Genomic DNA, 19,229 nt, shown 5'->3' with positions numbered 1-19,229 from the left:
TTGTTACCCGGCTTGATGGTGCTGGGCCTCCGTCTTTTGAAATCCCCTAAGAGCAAAAAACATCAACACAAGCCCAAATAAACACGGGCCGTAAAATGGGATCAGGCCAGGAAGCGTATACAGCAAATAAAGGACAAATCCGCACCCGATCAGCATACAGCCAGTTGTCAGCGGTCTCATGGCGCCAAACAGCAGTGCCTGCGGAATATATTTGCGAAGCGGGAGCTGGTAATGCACATAAAGGGGAAACACATACATCAGCGCGATGATATACAAAAGCCCTGCAAGCAGCGTGCAGCTTGTTACGGCAAAGGACAGCCAATTCGTACTGGCAGAAAAATAATGATAGTTGGCAGACAATATGAGCAAAAGAGCCGAAAACGCCAATCCGATCGCATTAACCTTGAGAAACTCTTTTTTATAGGTATCGAGAAATAACGAAAATATCGGGACATCCTTTTGCCCCATCAGCCATTTCCTTATAACGGCACACATCGCAGCTGTGCTCGGCGCCCATCCGAAAAGAACGCCGCCCAAAAGTGTAAACAACAGCCACAGCCCGTTGAGCCATGCTATTTTCACCACCGCTTCGCAGCCTGCATAAAGCGCATCCGTTACAGTCGTCTTCATCTTCTCACCGCTTGATGCACGGCAAAATCCCTGTAAACGGCTTTCATGGGGGCCATCTGCCGGAACCCGATTTTTCCTTTTGTTAACACAGGCCCATATGTGCTGCCGTCGTCCATCCACTCAAGAATGGGCAGACCATTGATTGAAAAGTGCACATAGCCTTTGTCTTTGATCAGCTTCATACGATACGGAGAATCAGCGTCGTCTGGAGAAGGCAGCGGATCGGCCCCCATTGCGGCGAGATGGAAACCGCGGCTTTTTCTTAAATTGCAGGTGCGGAACGCTCTTTCCTCCGCGTATTTTCTGCGGAAATACGACAGGTGGAGGGCATTGATATCTCCTGAATGATACTCAGGGTATGTTCCTGTTCTTTTCCTGAGACTTGGGTCAAACAAATCCTCGCCGCGAATACCCGCAGCGGCAAAAAACAGCATACACAGTCCAGGCTGCTCGATCGGAGAGAAGTCCCATGTCACAATGATGCCGTCTGGAAAGGTTTCCGGACACCAAAAGACAAAGTGCGCTTCATCCTGGACATGTGACAGGTGCAAGCTGTGATCGTCAAATGAGATCTGTCCGCCTCCCTCCATCCGCCAATCCTTCACATCGCTTTTAGACCGGAGCGGATTGCGGTACAAGCAAGCGCCTTCCTTATACATGTTCTTTTCCCTCCCGGCTCACAAGGTGGTCCTTAAGCGGAAGTCCGAGCTCTTCAATGCCTTCTGCCACAAGCTTCGCAACCTCCATTGCACCTTTTTCCGAAAAATGCGTATTGTCCTCAATGCCGTCCGGGTAATTCGGATGTTCATTCGGCTGAAACCAAACGAACAATCGCTTCGACTCCTCCGGCCCGTATGCTTCATACAGCACCTTTGTTTTCGCAAGCAGATCAATCACAGGTACATCGAGCTCCTTCGCCAGTGCTTTCATCGCATCGGGATACTCACCGAGCGTATGCTCGATCCGTCCGTTTTCATCAAAGCGGCGGCGCTGCACCGATGTGACGAACACAGGATGCGCGCCCTTTTCGCGTGCCGTATCTGCAAACAAGGTAAGAAACTGCTGAAATGTGGAGTACGGCTTCGTCCCCCGCGGTTTTTGGTCATTGTGGCCGAATTGAATCAACAAATAATCGCCTTGTGTGATGTGCTCGGCAATTGCTTGAAGCCTTCCTTCCTCCACAAAAGAATTGGTGCTCGCTCCTCCTTTGGCATGATTGCGGACCAGCACACCTTCAGAAAACAATTGCCCGAATACCTGCCCCCACCCCGCCATCGGCGCTTCATGAGGCGGGCAGTCACTCACAGTGGAATCCCCCGCTAAAAATACTTGAATCGGTTTCTTCATCACATGTTCTCTCCTTTCACGGCGTTTCCTGATACATTTGCCTGAAGACACCCGGCGGCATGCCGACCTGTTTTTTAAAAATCCGATTGAAATAATTGTGGCGATAGCCGACTTCTTCAGACACATCATGAATTTTTTTATTCGTATTGACCAGCAGTTCTTTCGCCTTTTCGATTCTGATCTGGGTCACATAATCGATAAAATTAATGCCGGTCACTTGCTTAAATGCCTTGCTTAACGTATAGGAATTCATGCCAAGCGCATCGGCACAGCTTTCCAATGAAATGTCCGCCATATACTGTTCGTGAATCATCGCAATCACACGTTCTGCCAGCTGCTTTTGCTGTCTGTTTTTTCTGCCCTCAAGCTTGGAAAGGTAAGGCGTCACCACTACATCCATCAGCCAGGCCGCCGCTTCGTTAGGTTCGCGCAATTCTGAAATATCAAGAAACGGATTCCGGTGCTGAAACAGTTCGCTGGGATTGAGCCCGGAATGCAAAATATCCTCCTGAATGCGGGAAAACAGCTGAATCAGGGCGGAATGCACATGCCTGTCTATGGCCGCTTTTTCCGACAGTTCCTTCATACATCCATCTATCAGTTCCTTGGCTTCCTGTTTTCTTTCCAGCCGGATGGTCTGAACAATTTGTTTTTCCAGCTCAAAAGGGTAATAAGGAGCGAACTGCTCATCCCGAGGGAAGTCGGCCTGCAAATCAATGACCTGATCCCGGTTAGCAAACTTCCTGCGGGATTTGCCGCATTTCACATCCTGAAATAAAGAAGGAATTTCCGTGACACGCTCCGTCTTGCTGCTCAATGTCGAGGTCAGGCATAGTCCGGTTACATCTCCAAATTGGCGTGCCAGCTCCGTTATATACGCCTTCAGATCAGAGCTGTTTGTTTTCATCACAAGAACGGTGACAGAAAGCCGGCCGATATCAAGTATGGAGAGCTGAAAAACGCGTTTAGCCGCCAATTCCTCAGCGATATTAGTCAGTGTAAACACGGCAAGCTGTTCATCACCTTCACGGAAGATGCTTTTTTCACAGCGGAGCCCTGTCACCTGTAGATCAAGCACATGAAACACGTTTCCGCCGATGTTCCAGCCAGCCTCCTCCATCCGAAATCTGAGGCTTTCCTCGTTGTCATAGTAAAAATCGCTCTGTAAGAGATGCTGCAAAAAACTCTTTTTCATATGGGGCGTCTGCCGCAGGAGCTGCTGTTGGAGCTTCCGGCTTTCAAGGGATAGATCCTGCCATCTCTTTTCAATCCATTTGAATTCATCCTGCCCGGACGCCTGCCATGTTTTCTTCTCTCCTCCGGTAAACAAGCCAAGCAAATGCTGGATGGGACGATAGATTTTTTTTGATGCATACCATGTCATGCACACCGCCAAACCGATGCAAATGACCAGCATCACGATGATCACTTTTGATAAAAACACCATCGGCGCTGTAATAGCTGAAAGAGGCGCCGCTGACACAAAGGTCCATTGCTGATGCATCCGGTTCATTTCTCCAAAGGAGACAGAATACACCTTGCCTTTCCATTCCATCTGAAAATGGCCGTTCTCAGCAGGCTGTTTTTTTATCTCATGAAGTAAAGTCTTTTCAAAATCTTTTTCCCCCTCATGAAACAGCACCTCTCGATTTTGATCTAAAAGCAACGCACTGCCATCAGGATAGGGGGACAAGCTTTGCAGGATTGATTCCATTTCTTTCGGATCAACCGCCAGCATGATCGCGCCGAACGGTTTCTCCGCCGCGCCCGGAATGAGCTGGATCAGCATCGCTTGGTTTCCCGACCGTTTCCAATAAATGCTGTGGTCTGAGGCAAGCAGCGAGCGATACTTGCGAAGCGCCTCCTGTTCTGTCAAAGCGCTGTATTCAGGGCTCAGCACAAGTGGCCGGGGGCTGTTCAGAAAGATGGAAGCCTGCTCGATCAGCGGCTGCTGATCCCGCAAAAGAAACAGCTTTTTCGTTAATTGATAGGAGAACGTAAAGTCTTTCTCCAAATCCCTCTCGGCCAATCCGTTCATCAGTGAAGAATCGTAGGCCATCTGGGTGAGTGCCAGTTCAAGCACTCCCAGCTTCTCATCCATTCGGCTGACCTCACGCGCCACCTGTGTTTCATGCGATCTCTGCAGCTCTTTCTCCACCTTGTCGATCGAAAGAAAGTAGATTGCGCCGCCAGTCAGCAATCCGGGAATACAGGCAATCAGCAAAATGAAGACAAAGTTTCTTTTGAAATACGTTCCCTTCCAGCGAGAAACCCGTTCCTTCTGTTGAGGCTGTTTTTTCATCCCTCTCCCCCCGCCGCTATCTTTACTGATACAAGCGTTTTTTCGTTTTCAAAACATCAGCAAGAAACGTCAGCGCAAGTCCCTGCCCCCATCCTTGTATTCGTTTGTAAGGCACCTGTTTGTATCCTTCGGCATTTTTCATGACGGCTGTCCCGGCCGATACCCTGCTGACCCGTCCGTCCTCTTCCACTGCATCCAAAATGGCGGCAAGCGATTTCTGCACATATTTTGTATACAGCTTTCCGCTCGACATCAGAGCAGAAGCAATACCCGCTGATGCCGAAACCTCCAGATAAGAATCCGGATCATCCAAAATTGTATGCCACAGCCCTGATTCATCCTGAAGCCGGACAAGCGCGCTCAGCTGGTCTCTGAGCGATCCGTCGATGATCATAAAGGAAGGATGTGTCACCTCAATAAGCGGGAGCGCCTTTGCCATCGTGAGTGCCGCCCAGCCGTTCGCCCTGCCCCAATAAATCCCCGACAGATGATTTTGCGCTTTGTTGTCCCAGGCGTGGTAGTACAAATTCGTGACAGGGTCCTGAAGCACATCCTCATGTCCGTGAAACTGGCGCAGGCCGTCTTCAAAATAATCCTCACGCTCCATGACCCGCCCGATTCTCAGCATAAACAGCCCAGCCATCATCAGCGTATCCGCCCATGCCTGTTCAGGGAATACGTATTCTGCCGCATTCACCGTATGCTGAAGGATACCCTCGCCAAAGCGCGGCGCCTTATGCAGCACATATTCCGCCATCTCGGCCGCTGTTTCCAAATACACGTCATCACCTGTCACCTTGTGGAGGAACAAAAGCGTATGCCCAATGGAAACTCCGTTGATCGAAAGCGGCGGCAGCCCATCCTCCAGCTGTTCATCCACCCACGTTTTTAACAGATTGATATATTCCTCGTTTTCCGTCGCTTCATAGGCCTCCGCCACACCGTAAAACGCAACGCCGCCCGGCCAATCCCACGCAAAATCCATCTGAAATGTCCGTTTCACGATCCGGTCAATAACCGACGTCACCTTTTCTTCATCAAAGATAAGCTGTGCCATCTGCAACACTCCTTTTTATTTTAATCCGGTCGTACTGATGCCCTGAACGATATATTTCTGAAACAAAAAGAAAACAAGAATCACAGGCAATAACGAGACGGCTGACATGGCAAACATCGCGCCCCAGTTCGAAGCCGACTCTGTATCGAGAAAAAGCTTCAGCGCAAGTGAAACAGGGTAAAGCTCCGGCTTATTCAAATACAAGAGCGGCTGAATCAGCTCCTCCCACTTCCAATAGAAGGAGAAAATCGCAGACGTCGCAAGCGCGGGGGCAATCAGCGGGAGAATGATCCGCCAAAAGCAGGCAAAGCGTCCGCATCCGTCGATTCGCGCGGCTTCATCCAGCTCCTCGGGAATCGTCCGGATAAACTGGATCATCAGAAAGATAAAAAACGCATGCCCGAAAAATTGCGGAACGACAATTGGTTTAAAGGAATTCAGCCAGTCTAATTTCGCAAACATAATATACTGCGGAATCATCAACACTTCATGAGGCAGCATTAACGTCCCCATCATGCACGCAAACCAAAATTTTTTTCCCTTAAACGGTATACGCGCAAATCCGTACGCAATGACAGCCGATGACATGACGGCACCGATTGTTGACAGCCCGACAATAATCGCCGAGTTTTTAATAAACGTCAGAAACGGCTGTCCCGCAATGCCCTTCCACCCTTCAGCATAGTTACTGAGAATAAAAGGGTCTGGAATGAGAGAATGTGAGGTTGTAAAAATACTGGCGCTTTCTTTAAACGAGCTGACAAACAGCCAAATAACCGGGTACAGCAGCAACACCGCCAGCGTTGCCGTAAAAACATGGAACAGTATGCGTTTGGGACTGACGCGCCCGGCTTTTTTTCTCTCAAAAACCGGGGCTTCTCTGACAGGCTGGTTGACCGGCTCCATCCGTCATTCCTCCTTTGACTCGTAATGAACCCAATATGACGATGTTTTAAACAATATGAGCGTAATCAGCCCGACAATGACAAGCATGACCCACGCCATCGCCGATGCGTAGCCCATTTGAAAATAGTTAAACGCACGCTGGAACAAATAGAGCGAATAGAGAAGTGTCCCGTCAAGCGGCCCGCCCTCGCCCTTCGAAATGATATAGGCAGGTGTAAATGTCATAAAAGCAGAAATCGTCTGCATCACTAGGTTAAAGAAAATAATCGGTGTAAGGATCGGAAGCGTGATCTTGAAGAAACGCTGCACCCGATTTGCCCCATCCACACTTGCCGCTTCCAAATACGAAGACGGAATGTTTTTCAGCCCGGCCAAAAAAATCAGCATTGACGACCCGAACTGCCAGACGGACAGCAGAATCAATGTCCACAGCGCACTTGTCGGATTCTGGTACCAAAGAATTTTTTGATCAATCCCGACAAAAAACAGCAGCGCATTGATGACCCCGTCATTGCCAAAAATATTGCGCCACATAATCGCCACGGCGACGCTCCCGCCGATGATCGAAGGCAGATAAAAGAGCGTTCTGTAAATGGCCGTTCCTTTTGCTGCATTGTTTAAAATGACAGCGATAAAAAGCGCGAAGCCGAGGCGGAGCGGAACCCCGGCAAGCACATACGTAAACGTCACCTTCAGAGACTGCCAATACTTTTCGTCACCCGTAAACATTTCCTTAAAGTTGTCGAGCCCGATCCATTTCGGCGCCGTAAACAAGTCATAGCTCGTGAAGGACAGAAACAGGGACGCCCCCATCGGAATCACCGTAAAGCATAGGAACCCGATGATAAACGGAGAAATAAAAGCATATCCCGCCAGATTGTCTTTTCTTATACTCCGGCTTTTTTTCATTGCGTCAGCCCCATTTCCCGTCAATTATTCCTCTCTAATATCTCATTGGCCTTTTTCCGGAACGTTTTGGCGGCTTTTTCCGGCGATACCTTCTGATACAGAATCTGATCTGACGTATCTTTCAGCAGCTTGATGACCTCCGCGCTTCCCACAGGCTCTGGCGGATCGGCTTTGCTGATGTTTTTTGACGCGGTTTCTACATACTCCACGATGTTGGTTTCTTCCTCATTCAGCTTCGGTTTAATCGCATCCGCCACCTTGTCGGAGACTGGAACGCCTCGCTCGCCTTTAATCAGCTGGTTCGCTTCCTCATTATTCACGAAGAAATTAATAAATTTCGCTGCCTCTTTTTTATGCTCAGAGCTTTTCGGAATGGAAAACAGCATACTGGGCTTCAGTGTCAGCGCCTTTTCCTGCATTTGCTCCGGCGGCAGATAGAGAGACAGCGGCGAGTCTGTCAGCCGGGCAAAGCCCAAATATTGATTGGAGTAGTTCCATGTAATCGCTGATTTGCCTTTGACGATAAAATCGTCTTCCATCCCTTTAATCTGTGCGCTTTCATCAGGTGTTGGGGACGTTTTCGCTTTCACTAGCCTCAGCTGCCGTTCAAAGTAATCGACAAACAGCTGATCATCTTGATACGCGAGGCCAGTGCCGTCTTCTTTATAAAAGCGCTCACCCTTTGTGCGCAAATAATAAGGGAAGAAAATATCAGGCGGATGCATTCCGTTGGAACCGTAGACACCGGCTTTTTCCTGAAGATCATACGCCAGCTTCTCGTAATCCTCCCACGTCCAGTTTTCCTGATTGATAGACACACCGGCTTTTTTCAGCAAATCTTCATTGGCAATCACAGACAGCACGTTGACACCTAGCGTAAATCCATAAAGCTTATTGTCGATTTTTCCGCCCGACAGCATATTCTCGTCGATTGAACTGACGTCAATCGTTCCATCCTTTGTATACGGCGTTAAATCTTCCAGCTGGTTCTTCTTTCCGTATTGGGCTAAGTAAGCGGTATCCATTTGAATGACATCAGGAAGCTGGCCGGCGGCAGACATGGGCGCAAGCTTTTTCCAGTAGTCATCCCAGTTCGCAAATTCCGCTTCAATATGGACGTGCGGATTCTTTTTCTCGTATAGTTCAATTACCTTAGTTGTATAATCATGCCTTGGCTGCCCGCCCCACCACGCGATTCTGAGTGTAACATCTTCTTTTTTTCCCGAGGCCTCTTCACCCGCTGAACATCCGCTGAACAAAAAGACGCAGACAAGGGATAACAGCACGTAACAAATCTTCTTCAAACCAATCCCCCCTTTAATGTAAGTGCTTACATTTTATTTTAAAGCGTTCGGATAGGGCGAAACACTCAAAAAACAGTGGCGAAAGTCAAAAAAACAGAGATGGCTATCCTGCGGAAGCGCCTCCCTGTTTTCTTCTGAATTCTGACGGTGTCAGACCGGTATATTTTTTAAAAACAAGACTGAAATACTTCGGATTATCGCCAAACCCGATTTCTTCAGCAATTTCTGAAACGCTCACGTCCCTCCTTATTTTCATCTGCTTCATCGCATGCTCAAGACGCACCCGTGTAACATATTGGGAAAATTTCTCGCCTGTTTCCTGCTTAAATAACTTCCCGAGATAATCAGGATTCATAAACAGCATATCCTTCGCCGCCCATTTTAAGGACAGATTCGGATTTCCGAGCTCGTCGGCAATAAGCCTGATCATTTTTGAAATCACTGCGCTCCCATGCAGGTCACCAGACGCTTCAGCTGTGTCACGAAACAGCTGCCCCGCGTGCCGGAGTTCTCCCGCCTGACTGATGGCCATCTTGCGGTCCGCAAAAACCTCCGCCACCTTTTCAGCGGCGTTCTCCTCTACGGCGAGCACGGTCCATTCACCGCTGCTGCAAACCGCTGTCAGTGCCGATCCGAGTGCCTCTCTGGCTGCAGCATCAATAGATTGTTCCCCTTTTAAGATCAAGAGGCGGATCTTTTTTCCGGCAAGTGAAGGCGGCGGAGAAAGCTGGGCCACACCGGCGATCAAGCCTTCCAAGTATTGATCGGCTGCAAAGGAACGGATATGGTCCAGCTCGTGTTTCAGATGGGCTGTTTTCTTTTTGTGCACATCTTGCCGCTTCAGCTCAGCAATGATTTCCTCCAGCGAGCTGATAATCTGCTGTTCATTGCAGGGTTTCAGCAAATAATGCTTCACCCCATATTTCATGGCTTCCTTTGCGTACTCAAACTCTCCAAACCCGGACAGGACGATAAATTGCACCGACGGGCTGACGGCTGACACCTTTTTGATCAGCTCAAGCCCGTCCATGCCGGGCATTTTGACGTCTGTGATGACGATATGCGGCTGCTTATGTACAATCTTTTCATATGCTTCATGTCCGTTCTGCGCTTTTCCGATCAATGAGGCGCCAAGCGACTCCCACTCAATGATTCCCGCCATTCCATCAAGGATAATCCTCTCATCATCAGCCAGCAGTATTTTATACATCACACCACCTCATTTCGGCACGGTATTGTGATCACAATCCTCGTCCCCTTTTCATGCTCACTATGAATCCGCAATCCGTATGGCTCTCCGAATGTCAGGCTGATGCGCTCGCGAATATTCCAAAGTCCGATTCCTCTTCCACCCGTTGATTCAAGAATCCGTCCATCCATGCCAGGGCCGTTATCTTCGACCGTAATACAGACACAGCCCTTCGCCTTTTTCGCCTGAATCCGGATGGCGCATGGCCTTGTAAAGGGTTCAAGCGCGTATTGAATCGCATTTTCCGCAAGCGGCTGGAGCGTCAGTTTCGGAATGAGGCAATGCTTCACCTCATCGTCAATATCCAACGTGAATTTCAGGCGCTCTTCAAATCGAAATCGCTGAATGGTCATATAGTGACGTACAATGTCCGCCTCCTCCTGAATGGTCACGATATCCTTCTTCATATGTATGCTGTTTCGCAGAAGAAAACCGAGCGATTCCACCATTTTTGAGATTTGCTTTTGCTGATTCGCCTTGGCCAGCCAATTGATGGACTCGAGCGTGTTATATAAAAAATGCGGATTGATCTGGGCTTGCAGTGCTTTCAATTCGGTTTCTTTAATGATGAGCTGTTTTTCCACATTTTCTTCCATCAGCTCATTAATCCGTTTCATCATGACAGTAAAATGGCGGTTCAGCATGCCGGCCTCATCCTGTGTATGTTCCGGCAGAGAAAGCGACACACCTGCTTCAATGCCGCTGTGCTGTACCGATTTCATCGCGGTCACAAGCTGTTCAATCGGCTCCGTGATGCTGTTGGCGATTTTCCTTCCGAAAAGCAAAACCACACAGAAAAAGAGAAGAAAGCATGTGCCGATCACTGTTTTCATAAAGGAAATTTTTGCGAACATCTGATCAAAGGGGATAACGTTATAGTAGCTCCAATTTTGGTAGGATGATTGAAGATAAGAAATAAAGTAACGTTTGCCATTCTTTTTTATCAAGTCATAACCGGGGTGCTTCAACGTCTCTTTTGCTGCCTCAGGAACATGCGCTGATGCATGTGCCGTATACACCAAATTACCGCCTTGGTCAGCAATCATAATGTCTCCGACTGAATCGCCCCAATCCTTCGGCACATCACGAATCATCTGTTTTACATTGACCTGGATCAGTACCATGCCCAAGCCGTTCAGACTCAGCTGGTGATAGGACCTGATCTGCCGTGCTGAAATCAGGACGGGGTCTGACCCGCCGAGCGTCATCCAAAGATTTCTTCCACTTTTCGCTTTCGCTCGCTTAAATACCTCTTCCTGCTCCTGCTGCAAAAGATCTGAAGAACTGCTTCCGGCTGAATACTCTGAGCCGCGGGCATCAATCACATGAATGGAATCGATGTACTTTTCATCGCTGGCATATCCCGCAAGCTGATCCCACAGCTCCTGCTTCATTTGATATTGATCATACGTATCATCCCGATTTTGCATGCTCAGGATGCGCTGAATCTGTTCGTCTGTAATGATTTCATATGACACATCCTCTATCTTCTTCAGCTCGTCTTCGATCCTTTCAGAAGACATCCGAAGCACCTCCGAGGACTTGCGGTAAATCTGCTCATCATACACATGAAAGGCATACTGGACCCCGCTGTATACAAACAGAAAGGATACGGCCATAATCAACGATAGAAACACAAACAGCTTATCCTTAATCTTCATCCGCCTGTACCAGCCAGCAACTCTTTTCTTCATGCCGCCTTTTCTTTCTCCTGCCGCTGATCCATTGACCGAAACGCTTTAAAGGACAGCTTCGTTAAGATCAGGCTGAGTAAACTCCCGCTGAAAAACAATAGAAACGTGACATGAAACAGAACGAGACAAAGCACACCGACAGCGCCCGCTGCCATCAAAAGCGTCACCGCCGGACGACTGAAGGCAATGAAAAAGCTGATGCTCAGCACCTCTCTGATTTTTACGTCAAAATGAGAAAATACCGGGAACACATACAGCACAACAAACGCGAAAATCAAACTAATGCTCACGAATACATTGACGAGCACAGGCTGGTCCATCTGAGCCGCTATCCGCATATCCGCAAACAGAAACAGGGCAGCCGTCACAACGATAAGCCCGAGGATCTGTGATGCCCGCCATTCCTTTTTAAACGTCCGAAAAAAGACAGAAAACACCGGGGCATCTGTATTCCCCTTCGCCCATTCTCTCGCCACTGTAAACATCGCGGCAGTAGCGGGCATCAGCCCAAATACAACCAGGCCTGCAAGAGAAAACAAAATCCAAAGCACATTCAAATAGGCCAGTCTCATCACCCACGTACAAAAATGATTCAGCCCATTTGCCACACTGTGTATCATCAACATCACCTTCCTGCTTTGGAAAACGCTTTCATTTTAAAGTAATATGTATTTCTCCTTTCGAAAGAAAATTCCTGCCGGTCTGTGAAAATTTCGACCTGTTGAGAGACGGCAGCAGCCTTATCTTTTCCTGTAACGCCGGATGGCCTTATCGATCAAATATCCGGCAATGGCTCCGAAAATGACATTGAATCCAAGCATTCCGAGCGCAGCCCCTTCCCAGCCGCGTACATACACGAGGCTGTACCAGATCGCAAACACACCAAGGACGATCAGCCCGGCCAACATCCATTCCGGCCGACTTTTGTCAGGAAATCTCATCCGCATCAATACGGATACGCCAGCAAACAGACAAGCCGTCACAATCCCTGTCACAAATAATATTGACCACACATCGCCTGCCTCCCTTTTAGAAAAAGACAAAAAAGCCCCCTGCAAAGGACGCTTATTCTGCCGTAATCTCTTTCTCAAACAAATGATATCCGGACGCATCAGCACCCATGAATTCATATCCCATACGCCGATAAAAGGAATGCAGGGCGTCACTATCAGCGACACAGTCAAGCCGGATCCGCGTTTTTTCCGGAAAGTGTATGCCCGTCTCCGCCCACTGAAGGACGCGGGCTCCAAGCCCCTGTCCCGCAAACCGGCGGCTTACTGCGAGGCGGTGTAAATAAATGGACTCCTCATGCCCATCGTCTCCCCAAAGCGTCCGGTCCCACTCGCTCGGTGCAGGCAGCAGCATCACGACAGCCGCAAGCTCTTCATCTTTTTTAAACACAAACACATGTCCCTTTTCAATTGACCCCGTGATATCATGTATATCTTGCCCTTTGAGAAGTCCGCTCCATTGGTTAGAACCCCGATCCCGGAGCCATTCAGCTGTTCGGACGAGCAACCCGGTAATCGATTCTGCATCCTCATAGACGGCCGGACACGCGTAAAATCCATCTGCAATCGTTTCGTTCTCAATCTTAAAAGCTGTCATAAAGGCCTCCCAATCAAAAAGTAAGCTTGCACACACACCTTGATTATAATGCAGACCAAACTGCAAAAACAGACCATTTTCTCTGTATGTAAAAGGGTGTATGAAAGAGAGGCCAATCTGCCTATTAGAAAATCTTCTTTTTATCCCGTTCTTCTTTTAAAATTTCAACCGCTTCTCTGAAGCGCATAGAGTGTACGATTTCACGCTCACGCAAAAAACGCAGGGAATCGTTTAAATCAGGATCATCCGAAATATCAATCAGCCATTGATACGTCGCCCGCGCCTTTTCTTCTGCGGCAATATCTTCGTATAAATCGGCAATCGGATCGCCCTTCGCTTGGATATAGCTCGCGGTAAACGGCACGCCCGCCGCATTATGATAAAAAAGCGCGCTGTCGTGATTGACGTAATGATCGCCAAGCCCAGCTTCACGCAGCTGCTCCGGTGTGGCGTCTTTCGTTAACTTATAGACCATGGTCGCAATCATTTCCAAATGGGCAAACTCCTCCGTGCCGATATCTGTTAAAAGGCCGATGACCTTATCAGGAATCGTATAACGCTGGTTCAAATACCGGAGAGCCGCGGCCAGCTCGCCGTCCGCTCCGCCATACTGCTCAATCAAATACTTCGCCAGCGTCGGGTTGCACGTACTGACCTTGACAGGGTATTGCAGCTTCTTTTCATACACCCACATTCAGGCATTCCTCCTTATACTTGCCACGGCCATGGCCCTTTTCCCCAATCCCAATCCTTGCCCGCGGGGCTGTTGCCGAACTGCAGAAGCGGTCCGTAAGAGGATTCGAACTGTCTTTTTAAGTGCCTTGAATAGCCGGAATATTGATTGAATTGCTTCAACGCATCTTCATCATGAGGATGTGTATTTAAATAAAGACTCAGCTCAACAAGCACAAAATCAGCAGCCTGTATTTGCTCTAGCTGACGATAATATTCGGCGTCAACCTTTTTTGCCATGTGCGTCTCCCCCTCGATAAGGGTTTTCATAAAAATCATAGAGATCCTTCCAAAGGGTGCCTTTCCTCAAAGCCTCCATCGGCGAAAACTGCTCCATGTGCTCAGGCTGAAAGGTCATATAAAGGTTAGGGGGCGTTCTGTAATATTTCTTCCCTATGGGCGGACAGGGATCAAAACGGCTGTGAAAGGGCGTATATGATTTGACAGGCGTAAACGGCTGCATATCCTTCATTCCGGCTCCTCCTTTCTCAAAAACAATGACCTTAATAGGTATGAGGCAGGAGGCATGATTATGACTAAAACACGACTTAGCTTTTTCAATAAGAAGACCTTCGGAAGCGCCGAAGGTCTTTCTAGACTATTCAGTCCAAAATGAGGTCCAATATGCAGCATGAGCAGCCGCAAACTCTGACAGCGAACGAGGTTCTTTTCCCGTCACACGCTTCACTGTATCCGTTACCCGATGTTCCGCACCATGGCTAATTGCCTCATCAAGCTTCGCCATAAAATGGGCATAATCCGCGGGCAAACCTCCTGCCTCCATTTTATGCTGCAGCTCGGAACGAGAAATGCTGACATGCTCCACCCGGCGTCCCGCCGCAGCTCCAATGATCTCCGCCGCTTCGGCATAGCTCAGCGCCTCGGGACCTGTCAGAATATGATGTGTTTGATGAGGAACATCATCAATCAAAGCCCTGACGGCTGTTTCTGCGATGTCATCAGCGTCAATAAACCCAAGTTTTCCTTCACCCGAAGCCGTTGTGATGCGCCCCTCCGTTTGAATAGACATGCGGTGCTGGACATTGATGAAATTTTGCATAAAGTATGAGGGCCGCAGCACCGTCCATTCTGGAAACTCGCGCACTGCCTGGTGAAGCGCGCCAAACACGGGACCGTTCTCGGAGACAACAGACGCACTTTGCATCACTACCCGCTTTGCGCCGAGACGCTTTGCTTCCTTTAAAAAGGGAAGCACATAGGGAGCCGGATCAAATACACCGACCGGAGCAACAAGATAGATCTGTTTTACCTGTTCCAGAGCAGGCGTAAAACTGGAGGCGTACTTCCAATTAAAATACACATACTCAGCATCAGCAAGCGCGCCCTTTTTCCGGCTTGCAATACGCACTCTGTATCCCAGCTTTATTAAACGGCTGGCGATTCGGCTGCCGACTGTGCCGGTCCCGCCCGTGATTAAAATCGGATTCTGTTTCATCATTTCCCACTCTCCTCTGTTTGCAAAAATGATCCTCCAAAGGCCTCTTTTACAACAAGCGGATTCCAATAATCCCTATAACGCACAATGCGGCCGTCTCTCGTTTCGATGACACTGATATAGCTTTGGCGATAAGGCAGTCCAGTCTCAATCACATGGCCGTCACATTGAAACTCCGCAATCACCGTATTCGAGTCTGCTGAACGGTACACTGTCGGAGCGGTAAATGAAGAAAGATGAATCTGCTTAGGATAATCTTTAATATAATCGTAAATGGCCGCTTTTCCTTCTATTCTTTTTGGTGATCCCTCCGGCGCATAAGGAAACTCAAATACAGCATTCTCATCCCAAAGCTCCGTCCAGCTCTTCATGTCCTTCTCAAGCATATAAGCCATAAACTTTCTCAATGTTTCACATGCTTTTTCAAACTCATTCATCAACATTCATCATCACCTCATTTTTATTTCTAGACTATTCAGTCCAAAAAGTACATACATGGGCAAAGAATCCTTTACCACATGTTAATCAAGCACTGATAAACTCACGTCAACATGGTCCTGAAGCCGATCCATATCTGCCGTCACTTTTGCAATAAATGTCAGTGACAGCCTGCTCTGATTCAGGTACCGAGCAAGCGCAGATATATCAGTATCTTCGCCATTCAATTCTCCTTGATCCTTCGCTCTTAAAAGCCCGTGATAAAAAGCGTCCTCAAGCTGCTTGGATTGTCTTTCAAAATACCGGGCAAGCTCAGGGTCATGCGGGATCTGTTCAATCGCGCTGTTAATAATGTAGCACGCCTTCGCCCGTTCCGGATCCCTCAGGGCATTGACACCCTCCTGAAAAATATCACGAATGGCTTCCTTTACAGATCCTGGCGCTTCAAGCCTTTCCATAACGGCAGCGTTTTTCCCTTCAAGATACGATTTCACAGCGGACAAAAACAAATCACGCTTCGTTCCATACGTATCATACAAACTTTGGCGCGCAATGCCTAAATGAGAGAGCAGATCCTGAAGAGACGTTCCTTCGTAGCCATACTCTCCAAAAACCTCTATCGCCCTGTGAAGAACAAGCGCCGTATCAAATTCTTTATTCCTCCCCAAAAAATGATCACCTCCTGAAACAAATGTTACCATTTTCCAGACTGAACAGTCAAGAAAAAAGCTAAAAAAACACTCTTGATCTGCAAGAGTGTCCTCTTTTTATCATCATCTTCTTTATTTATAACCGTCTTTTCCCCAGTGGCCCATATGGTGATGATGGTGGCCATAATGACCATCATGATGGTGGTGATGATTATCCTTTCCAACATGGTGATGATGGTGATGAAGATTATCTTTTCCATCATGATGATGGTGATAATAGTGGTGATGGCCATCATTTTCATGGTGCATGCTCGGATAGCTTCCAGTTCCCGGAGAGCCTCCATAGCCGCCGCTTGGGTAACCGCCGTACCCACCATATCCCGGATAGCCGCCGACTCCTCCATGTATGCCGTGATCTGGGTAGCCTTGCATGCCATAGCCCGGGTGGCCTCCATACATGCCATAGCCCGGATAGCCTGTGCTTTGCATGCCATAGCCCGGGTGGCCAATACCAAAGCCCTGATAATGACCAAAACCAGGTCCGCCATACATATGTCTTGTATCAGTCATATTTACTCTCTCCTTCACATAGGTTACAGTCCAGAGTATGAGAATATCTTATAGATCGTATAGGCGGCCGCCTACATACAGCTAAAACAATTTCCGGGACAAAAAAAGCAGGCCATAACAGCCTGCTCACTCCTTACTCACCTAAATCAACGTTATGATATACCTGCTGAACATCTTCCAAATCTTCTAATGCATCAATCAATTTTTCAAACTGTTCCTTTGCATCATCCGGAAGCGTTACTTCACTTTGCGCAAGCATTGTCAGCTCCGCTACTGTAAATTCCTCGACACCCGCGTTTTTAAACGCCTCTTGCACCGCATGGAATTGATCAGGCTCGGCATACACGATCGCGCTGTCATCCTCTTCTAAAATGTCACGTACATCAACATCCGCTTCCATCAGGATTTCAAGCGCTTCGTCAGCCGTTTTGCCTTCCACACCGATTACAGCCGTCGCGTCAAACATGTAAGCAACAGATCCGCTCACACCCATGTTTCCGCCGTTTTTCCCGAACGCCGCACGCACTTCCGGCGCCGTACGGTTTACATTATTCGTCAGCGCATCAACGATAATCATTGATCCGTTCGGCCCGAAGCCCTCATAACGAAGCTCATCGTAATTCTCTTCCGCTCCGCCCTTCGCCTTCTCGATCGCACGTTCAATGATGTTTTTCGGCACGCTGTAAGTCTTCGCACGTTCAAGCACAACCTTCAGCGCCTGGTTGGATTCCGGATCAGGCTCGCCCTGTTTCGCCGCCACATAAATCTCACGGCCAAACTTCGCATAAATCCGACTCGTATTTGCGTCCTTAGACGCCTTCTTCTCTTTAATATTGTTCCACTTACGGCCCATGATGTTCCACTCTCTTTCATATATATCAATCTAAATACTGTTATTCACTTTATCCATTATACCTCAAATGGTTTGGTTGTTTCGAGTGTCTTGCGTTAGAAATAGAAGGAATGCCGCGATGTGGAAAATGGAACGTCTTCCGTAAAGCAAGAAAAAGCCCTAGCTAAGGGCTTTCTTCTGATCACTAAGTTTGTAAGGGGAATGATCGATATACGTCGTATTTCGATCTGTCGATTCCTTAAATCCACCGGAGTTTGTCAGGGTTGGAAACGACATGCTTCCGAAAACTAGAGTAACAGCCAGACACATCATCACTTTTTTCTTAATAGGCATATAAACACTCTCCTTTTAGAATATCTTCTTGGGCTTTCAGCACTTTCCGATAAAACGCAGCTGCTTGTTCAAAGTGACAGCTGCTTTCAAAAACAGCGGCAGCACTCCGGGCACATGCTTCAATGTAAGCGTGCAGGTTCTTTTTTTCGAAATAGCTTAAAAGATCATGAATTTTTCGTTCATCAACAGTCTCCTTGTACACGGCCTGCAAGAACAGAAACAATTCTTTATAAAATTTGTGAGAACGTGCTGTGATATGGTCTAATCCTTCCTCTATGAACTGAAACGCCTTCTGTGTTTGGCCCGCTTTACATAATGTCCAGCTTAATCCAAACAAGACTTTCGGAAGCAGATCAGGCACTTTCTCTCTGCTTACTTTCGCCGCTTTTTGGAAATGTTCTACAGCCATCTGATCGTCTCCTGATCTGTCATAGCTGTTTGCAATGTTCAATAGAGAAATGGCGATAAACCTGTCATTTTGAATGTCCATTGCCAATTCCAGCGCCGCCTCTAAATGCGGGAGCGCTTTATCATAATGTTTGAAATCATCATAGTTGCCGGCGATCACAAACAAGCTTTGTATCGTTCTAATGCTGTATAGAGGATGGTTTTGATAAATGTCCAAGGCTTGAAGAATATGATACATCGACACATGGGTTTGCTTCATGTGATAATACGCTTCTGCCACTTTAAAATGGAATTCCGCTTTCTCAATATCATCTGACACAAACGGCAGTTCTTTCTCCGCCTCGCGATAATATCCGATCGCTTCCACATATTCTTTTTGGTCAAATTCATACATGCCGCGGAAAAACAAAGAGTAGTATTTCAAAAGACCTGTGAGTTTTTTCTGAGGGGTCTCGATCGTTTCAAGAAGCTCTGTCACTGTAGGGCGATTCCCGTATGTTTTTCCCGGCTCCAAATAATCAAGCATCAGCTGGTGCCGAAAACACATCAGAGAATAATAGATCAGTAAATCCTGATCTTCTTCCATCTGCTGAATGTCCTGCTCAACCTCCGCTTTCAGAATCTCAGCATCCGGAACACTGAACTGGCGAATCATTTTATACCATTCATTAATCTTAACACCAACACGCGAAGACGGTATGGCTTGACTCAACGGCTTCCCTCCTTCTCTATGAGATATGTCATATTCTATCAATCCCAAATTTTGAAAACAATATAGAAGGA

At 47.8% G+C, this 19,229-nt stretch carries 23 protein-coding genes; all 23 read right to left on the bottom strand.

The genetic code is table 11. The annotated features are described in order from the left end of the window. Positions 1-3 precede the first annotated feature (3 nt). The 23 genes from yesV to rapH all read right to left on the bottom strand — a co-directional run bounded on the left by yesV (position 4) and on the right by rapH (position 19,158). Positions 4-630 (bottom strand): putative integral inner membrane component, encoded by a 627-nt coding sequence (gene yesV / locus BSU_07040; RefSeq protein NP_388585.1) that lies wholly within the window; start codon positions 628-630, stop codon positions 4-6. Beyond that, entirely contained in the window at positions 627-1,289 is a 663-nt protein-coding gene (gene yesU / locus BSU_07030; RefSeq protein ID NP_388584.1) for a putative enzyme, read from the bottom strand. Before yesU ends, yesV begins: the two co-directional genes overlap by 4 nt. Continuing rightward, entirely contained in the window at positions 1,282-1,980 is a 699-nt protein-coding gene (gene rhgT / locus BSU_07020; RefSeq protein ID NP_388583.1) for a rhamnogalacturonan acetylesterase, read from the bottom strand. Before rhgT ends, yesU begins: the two co-directional genes overlap by 8 nt. A 13-nt stretch (positions 1,981-1,993) precedes the next feature. Continuing rightward, a complete protein-coding gene (gene rhgR / locus BSU_07010) occupies positions 1,994-4,279 on the bottom strand; it encodes a transcriptional regulator (AraC/XylS family) (protein ID NP_388582.1) in 2,286 nt (761 codons plus the stop codon). Between the two features lie 22 nt (positions 4,280-4,301). Then, entirely contained in the window at positions 4,302-5,336 is a 1,035-nt protein-coding gene (gene rhgH, locus BSU_07000) for a rhamnogalacturonan hydrolase (protein NP_388581.1), read from the bottom strand. Between the two features lie 15 nt (positions 5,337-5,351). Beyond that, a complete protein-coding gene (gene rhgQ, locus BSU_06990; RefSeq protein ID NP_388580.1) occupies positions 5,352-6,242 on the bottom strand; it encodes a rhamnogalacturonan permease in 891 nt (296 codons plus the stop codon). 3 nt (positions 6,243-6,245) lie between these two features. Continuing rightward, the gene (gene rhgP, locus BSU_06980; RefSeq protein ID NP_388579.1) at positions 6,246-7,175 is read right to left on the bottom strand and encodes a rhamnogalacturonan permease; all 930 of its coding nucleotides are present in this window, start codon (positions 7,173-7,175) and stop codon (positions 6,246-6,248) included. Next, positions 7,172-8,455, bottom strand: a complete 1,284-nt coding sequence (yesO, locus tag BSU_06970; RefSeq protein NP_388578.2) for a pectin degradation byproducts (rhamnose oligosaccharides)-binding lipoprotein — start codon at positions 8,453-8,455, stop codon at positions 7,172-7,174. The genes rhgP and yesO overlap by 4 nt, the downstream gene beginning before the upstream one ends. A gap of 103 nt (positions 8,456-8,558) precedes the next feature. Then, a complete protein-coding gene (gene yesN / locus BSU_06960) occupies positions 8,559-9,665 on the bottom strand; it encodes a two-component response regulator [YesM] (protein NP_388577.1) in 1,107 nt (368 codons plus the stop codon). Continuing rightward, positions 9,665-11,398, bottom strand: a complete 1,734-nt coding sequence (yesM, locus tag BSU_06950; protein ID NP_388576.1) for a two-component sensor histidine kinase [YesN] — start codon at positions 11,396-11,398, stop codon at positions 9,665-9,667. Before yesM ends, yesN begins: the two co-directional genes overlap by 1 nt. Continuing rightward, positions 11,395-12,024, bottom strand: a complete 630-nt coding sequence (gene yesL / locus BSU_06940) for a putative permease or sensor of a three component system for pectin and rhamnogalacturonan transport and degradation (protein NP_388575.1) — start codon at positions 12,022-12,024, stop codon at positions 11,395-11,397. Before yesL ends, yesM begins: the two co-directional genes overlap by 4 nt. Before the next feature lie 114 nt (positions 12,025-12,138). Further along, a complete protein-coding gene (yesK, locus tag BSU_06930) occupies positions 12,139-12,441 on the bottom strand; it encodes a putative membrane component (protein NP_388574.2) in 303 nt (100 codons plus the stop codon). Between the two features lie 22 nt (positions 12,442-12,463). Then, on the bottom strand, positions 12,464-13,006 hold the full coding sequence (gene yesJ, locus BSU_06920) for a putative acetyltransferase (protein NP_388573.1): 543 nt from the start codon (positions 13,004-13,006) through the stop codon (positions 12,464-12,466). A gap of 124 nt (positions 13,007-13,130) precedes the next feature. Then, complete coding sequence (cotJC, locus tag BSU_06910; protein ID NP_388572.1) at positions 13,131-13,700, bottom strand: enzyme component of the inner spore coat; 570 nt, start codon at positions 13,698-13,700, stop codon at positions 13,131-13,133. Between the two features lie 14 nt (positions 13,701-13,714). Then, positions 13,715-13,978, bottom strand: coding sequence for a component of the inner spore coat (gene cotJB / locus BSU_06900; RefSeq protein ID NP_388571.2), 264 nt, complete (start codon positions 13,976-13,978; stop codon positions 13,715-13,717). Then, positions 13,962-14,210 (bottom strand): component of the inner spore coat, encoded by a 249-nt coding sequence (cotJA, locus tag BSU_06890; RefSeq protein ID NP_388570.1) that lies wholly within the window; start codon positions 14,208-14,210, stop codon positions 13,962-13,964. Before cotJA ends, cotJB begins: the two co-directional genes overlap by 17 nt. A gap of 126 nt (positions 14,211-14,336) precedes the next feature. Further along, a complete protein-coding gene (gene yesF / locus BSU_06880) occupies positions 14,337-15,197 on the bottom strand; it encodes a putative oxidoreductase (protein ID NP_388569.1) in 861 nt (286 codons plus the stop codon). Then, complete coding sequence (yesE, locus tag BSU_06870) at positions 15,194-15,637, bottom strand: hypothetical protein (RefSeq protein NP_388568.1); 444 nt, start codon at positions 15,635-15,637, stop codon at positions 15,194-15,196. Before yesE ends, yesF begins: the two co-directional genes overlap by 4 nt. 78 nt (positions 15,638-15,715) lie before the next feature. Then, positions 15,716-16,300: a putative transcriptional regulator (TetR family) gene (gene yezE, locus BSU_06860; RefSeq protein ID YP_054572.1), complete on the bottom strand. Its 585-nt coding sequence runs from the start codon at positions 16,298-16,300 to the stop codon at positions 15,716-15,718. 114 nt (positions 16,301-16,414) lie between these two features. Next, positions 16,415-16,852, bottom strand: coding sequence for a spore inner coat protein (gene cotK, locus BSU_06850; RefSeq protein ID NP_388567.2), 438 nt, complete (start codon positions 16,850-16,852; stop codon positions 16,415-16,417). 133 nt (positions 16,853-16,985) lie between these two features. Beyond that, positions 16,986-17,705 (bottom strand): putative DNA integrase or transcriptional regulator, encoded by a 720-nt coding sequence (gene yeeI / locus BSU_06840; RefSeq protein NP_388566.3) that lies wholly within the window; start codon positions 17,703-17,705, stop codon positions 16,986-16,988. 159 nt (positions 17,706-17,864) lie between these two features. Continuing rightward, on the bottom strand, positions 17,865-18,038 hold the full coding sequence (gene phrH, locus BSU_06839) for a hexapeptide (TDRNTT) inhibitor of regulatory cascade (protein ID YP_003097693.1): 174 nt from the start codon (positions 18,036-18,038) through the stop codon (positions 17,865-17,867). Continuing rightward, a complete protein-coding gene (gene rapH, locus BSU_06830; RefSeq protein ID NP_388565.2) occupies positions 18,028-19,158 on the bottom strand; it encodes a response regulator aspartate phosphatase in 1,131 nt (376 codons plus the stop codon). The genes phrH and rapH overlap by 11 nt, the downstream gene beginning before the upstream one ends. Positions 19,159-19,229: the final 71 nt, after the last annotated feature.

Source organism: Bacillus subtilis subsp. subtilis str. 168, assembly GCF_000009045.1.
GTDB lineage: Bacteria > Bacillota > Bacilli > Bacillales > Bacillaceae > Bacillus > Bacillus subtilis.
The sequence above is the reverse complement of the archived record's forward strand: the minus strand, read 5'-3'. Positions and strand labels throughout refer to the sequence as shown.

What these genes read in the sequence shown, in the direction of transcription:
- cotJA (NP_388570.1), bottom strand. Translation starts at nt 14,210, where the DNA reads ATGAAGGATATGCAGCCGTTTACGCCTGTCAAATCATATACGCCCTTT.
- rhgQ (NP_388580.1), bottom strand. Translation starts at nt 6,242, where the DNA reads ATGGAGCCGGTCAACCAGCCTGTCAGAGAAGCCCCGGTTTTTGAGAGA.
- cotJB (NP_388571.2), bottom strand. Translation starts at nt 13,978, where the DNA reads ATGGCAAAAAAGGTTGACGCCGAATATTATCGTCAGCTAGAGCAAATA.
- yesN (NP_388577.1), bottom strand. Translation starts at nt 9,665, where the DNA reads ATGTATAAAATACTGCTGGCTGATGATGAGAGGATTATCCTTGATGGA.
- yesL (NP_388575.1), bottom strand. Translation starts at nt 12,024, where the DNA reads ATGTTGATGATACACAGTGTGGCAAATGGGCTGAATCATTTTTGTACG.
- yesU (NP_388584.1), bottom strand. Translation starts at nt 1,289, where the DNA reads ATGTATAAGGAAGGCGCTTGCTTGTACCGCAATCCGCTCCGGTCTAAA.
- yesV (NP_388585.1), bottom strand. Translation starts at nt 630, where the DNA reads ATGAAGACGACTGTAACGGATGCGCTTTATGCAGGCTGCGAAGCGGTG.
- phrH (YP_003097693.1), bottom strand. Translation starts at nt 18,038, where the DNA reads ATGCCTATTAAGAAAAAAGTGATGATGTGTCTGGCTGTTACTCTAGTT.
- rhgR (NP_388582.1), bottom strand. Translation starts at nt 4,279, where the DNA reads ATGAAAAAACAGCCTCAACAGAAGGAACGGGTTTCTCGCTGGAAGGGA.
- yeeI (NP_388566.3), bottom strand. Translation starts at nt 17,705, where the DNA reads ATGGGCCGTAAGTGGAACAATATTAAAGAGAAGAAGGCGTCTAAGGAC.
- yesF (NP_388569.1), bottom strand. Translation starts at nt 15,197, where the DNA reads ATGATGAAACAGAATCCGATTTTAATCACGGGCGGGACCGGCACAGTC.
- rhgH (NP_388581.1), bottom strand. Translation starts at nt 5,336, where the DNA reads ATGGCACAGCTTATCTTTGATGAAGAAAAGGTGACGTCGGTTATTGAC.
- yesE (NP_388568.1), bottom strand. Translation starts at nt 15,637, where the DNA reads ATGTTGATGAATGAGTTTGAAAAAGCATGTGAAACATTGAGAAAGTTT.
- yesM (NP_388576.1), bottom strand. Translation starts at nt 11,398, where the DNA reads ATGAAGAAAAGAGTTGCTGGCTGGTACAGGCGGATGAAGATTAAGGAT.
- cotJC (NP_388572.1), bottom strand. Translation starts at nt 13,700, where the DNA reads ATGTGGGTGTATGAAAAGAAGCTGCAATACCCTGTCAAGGTCAGTACG.
- yesJ (NP_388573.1), bottom strand. Translation starts at nt 13,006, where the DNA reads ATGACAGCTTTTAAGATTGAGAACGAAACGATTGCAGATGGATTTTAC.
- cotK (NP_388567.2), bottom strand. Translation starts at nt 16,852, where the DNA reads ATGACTGATACAAGACATATGTATGGCGGACCTGGTTTTGGTCATTAT.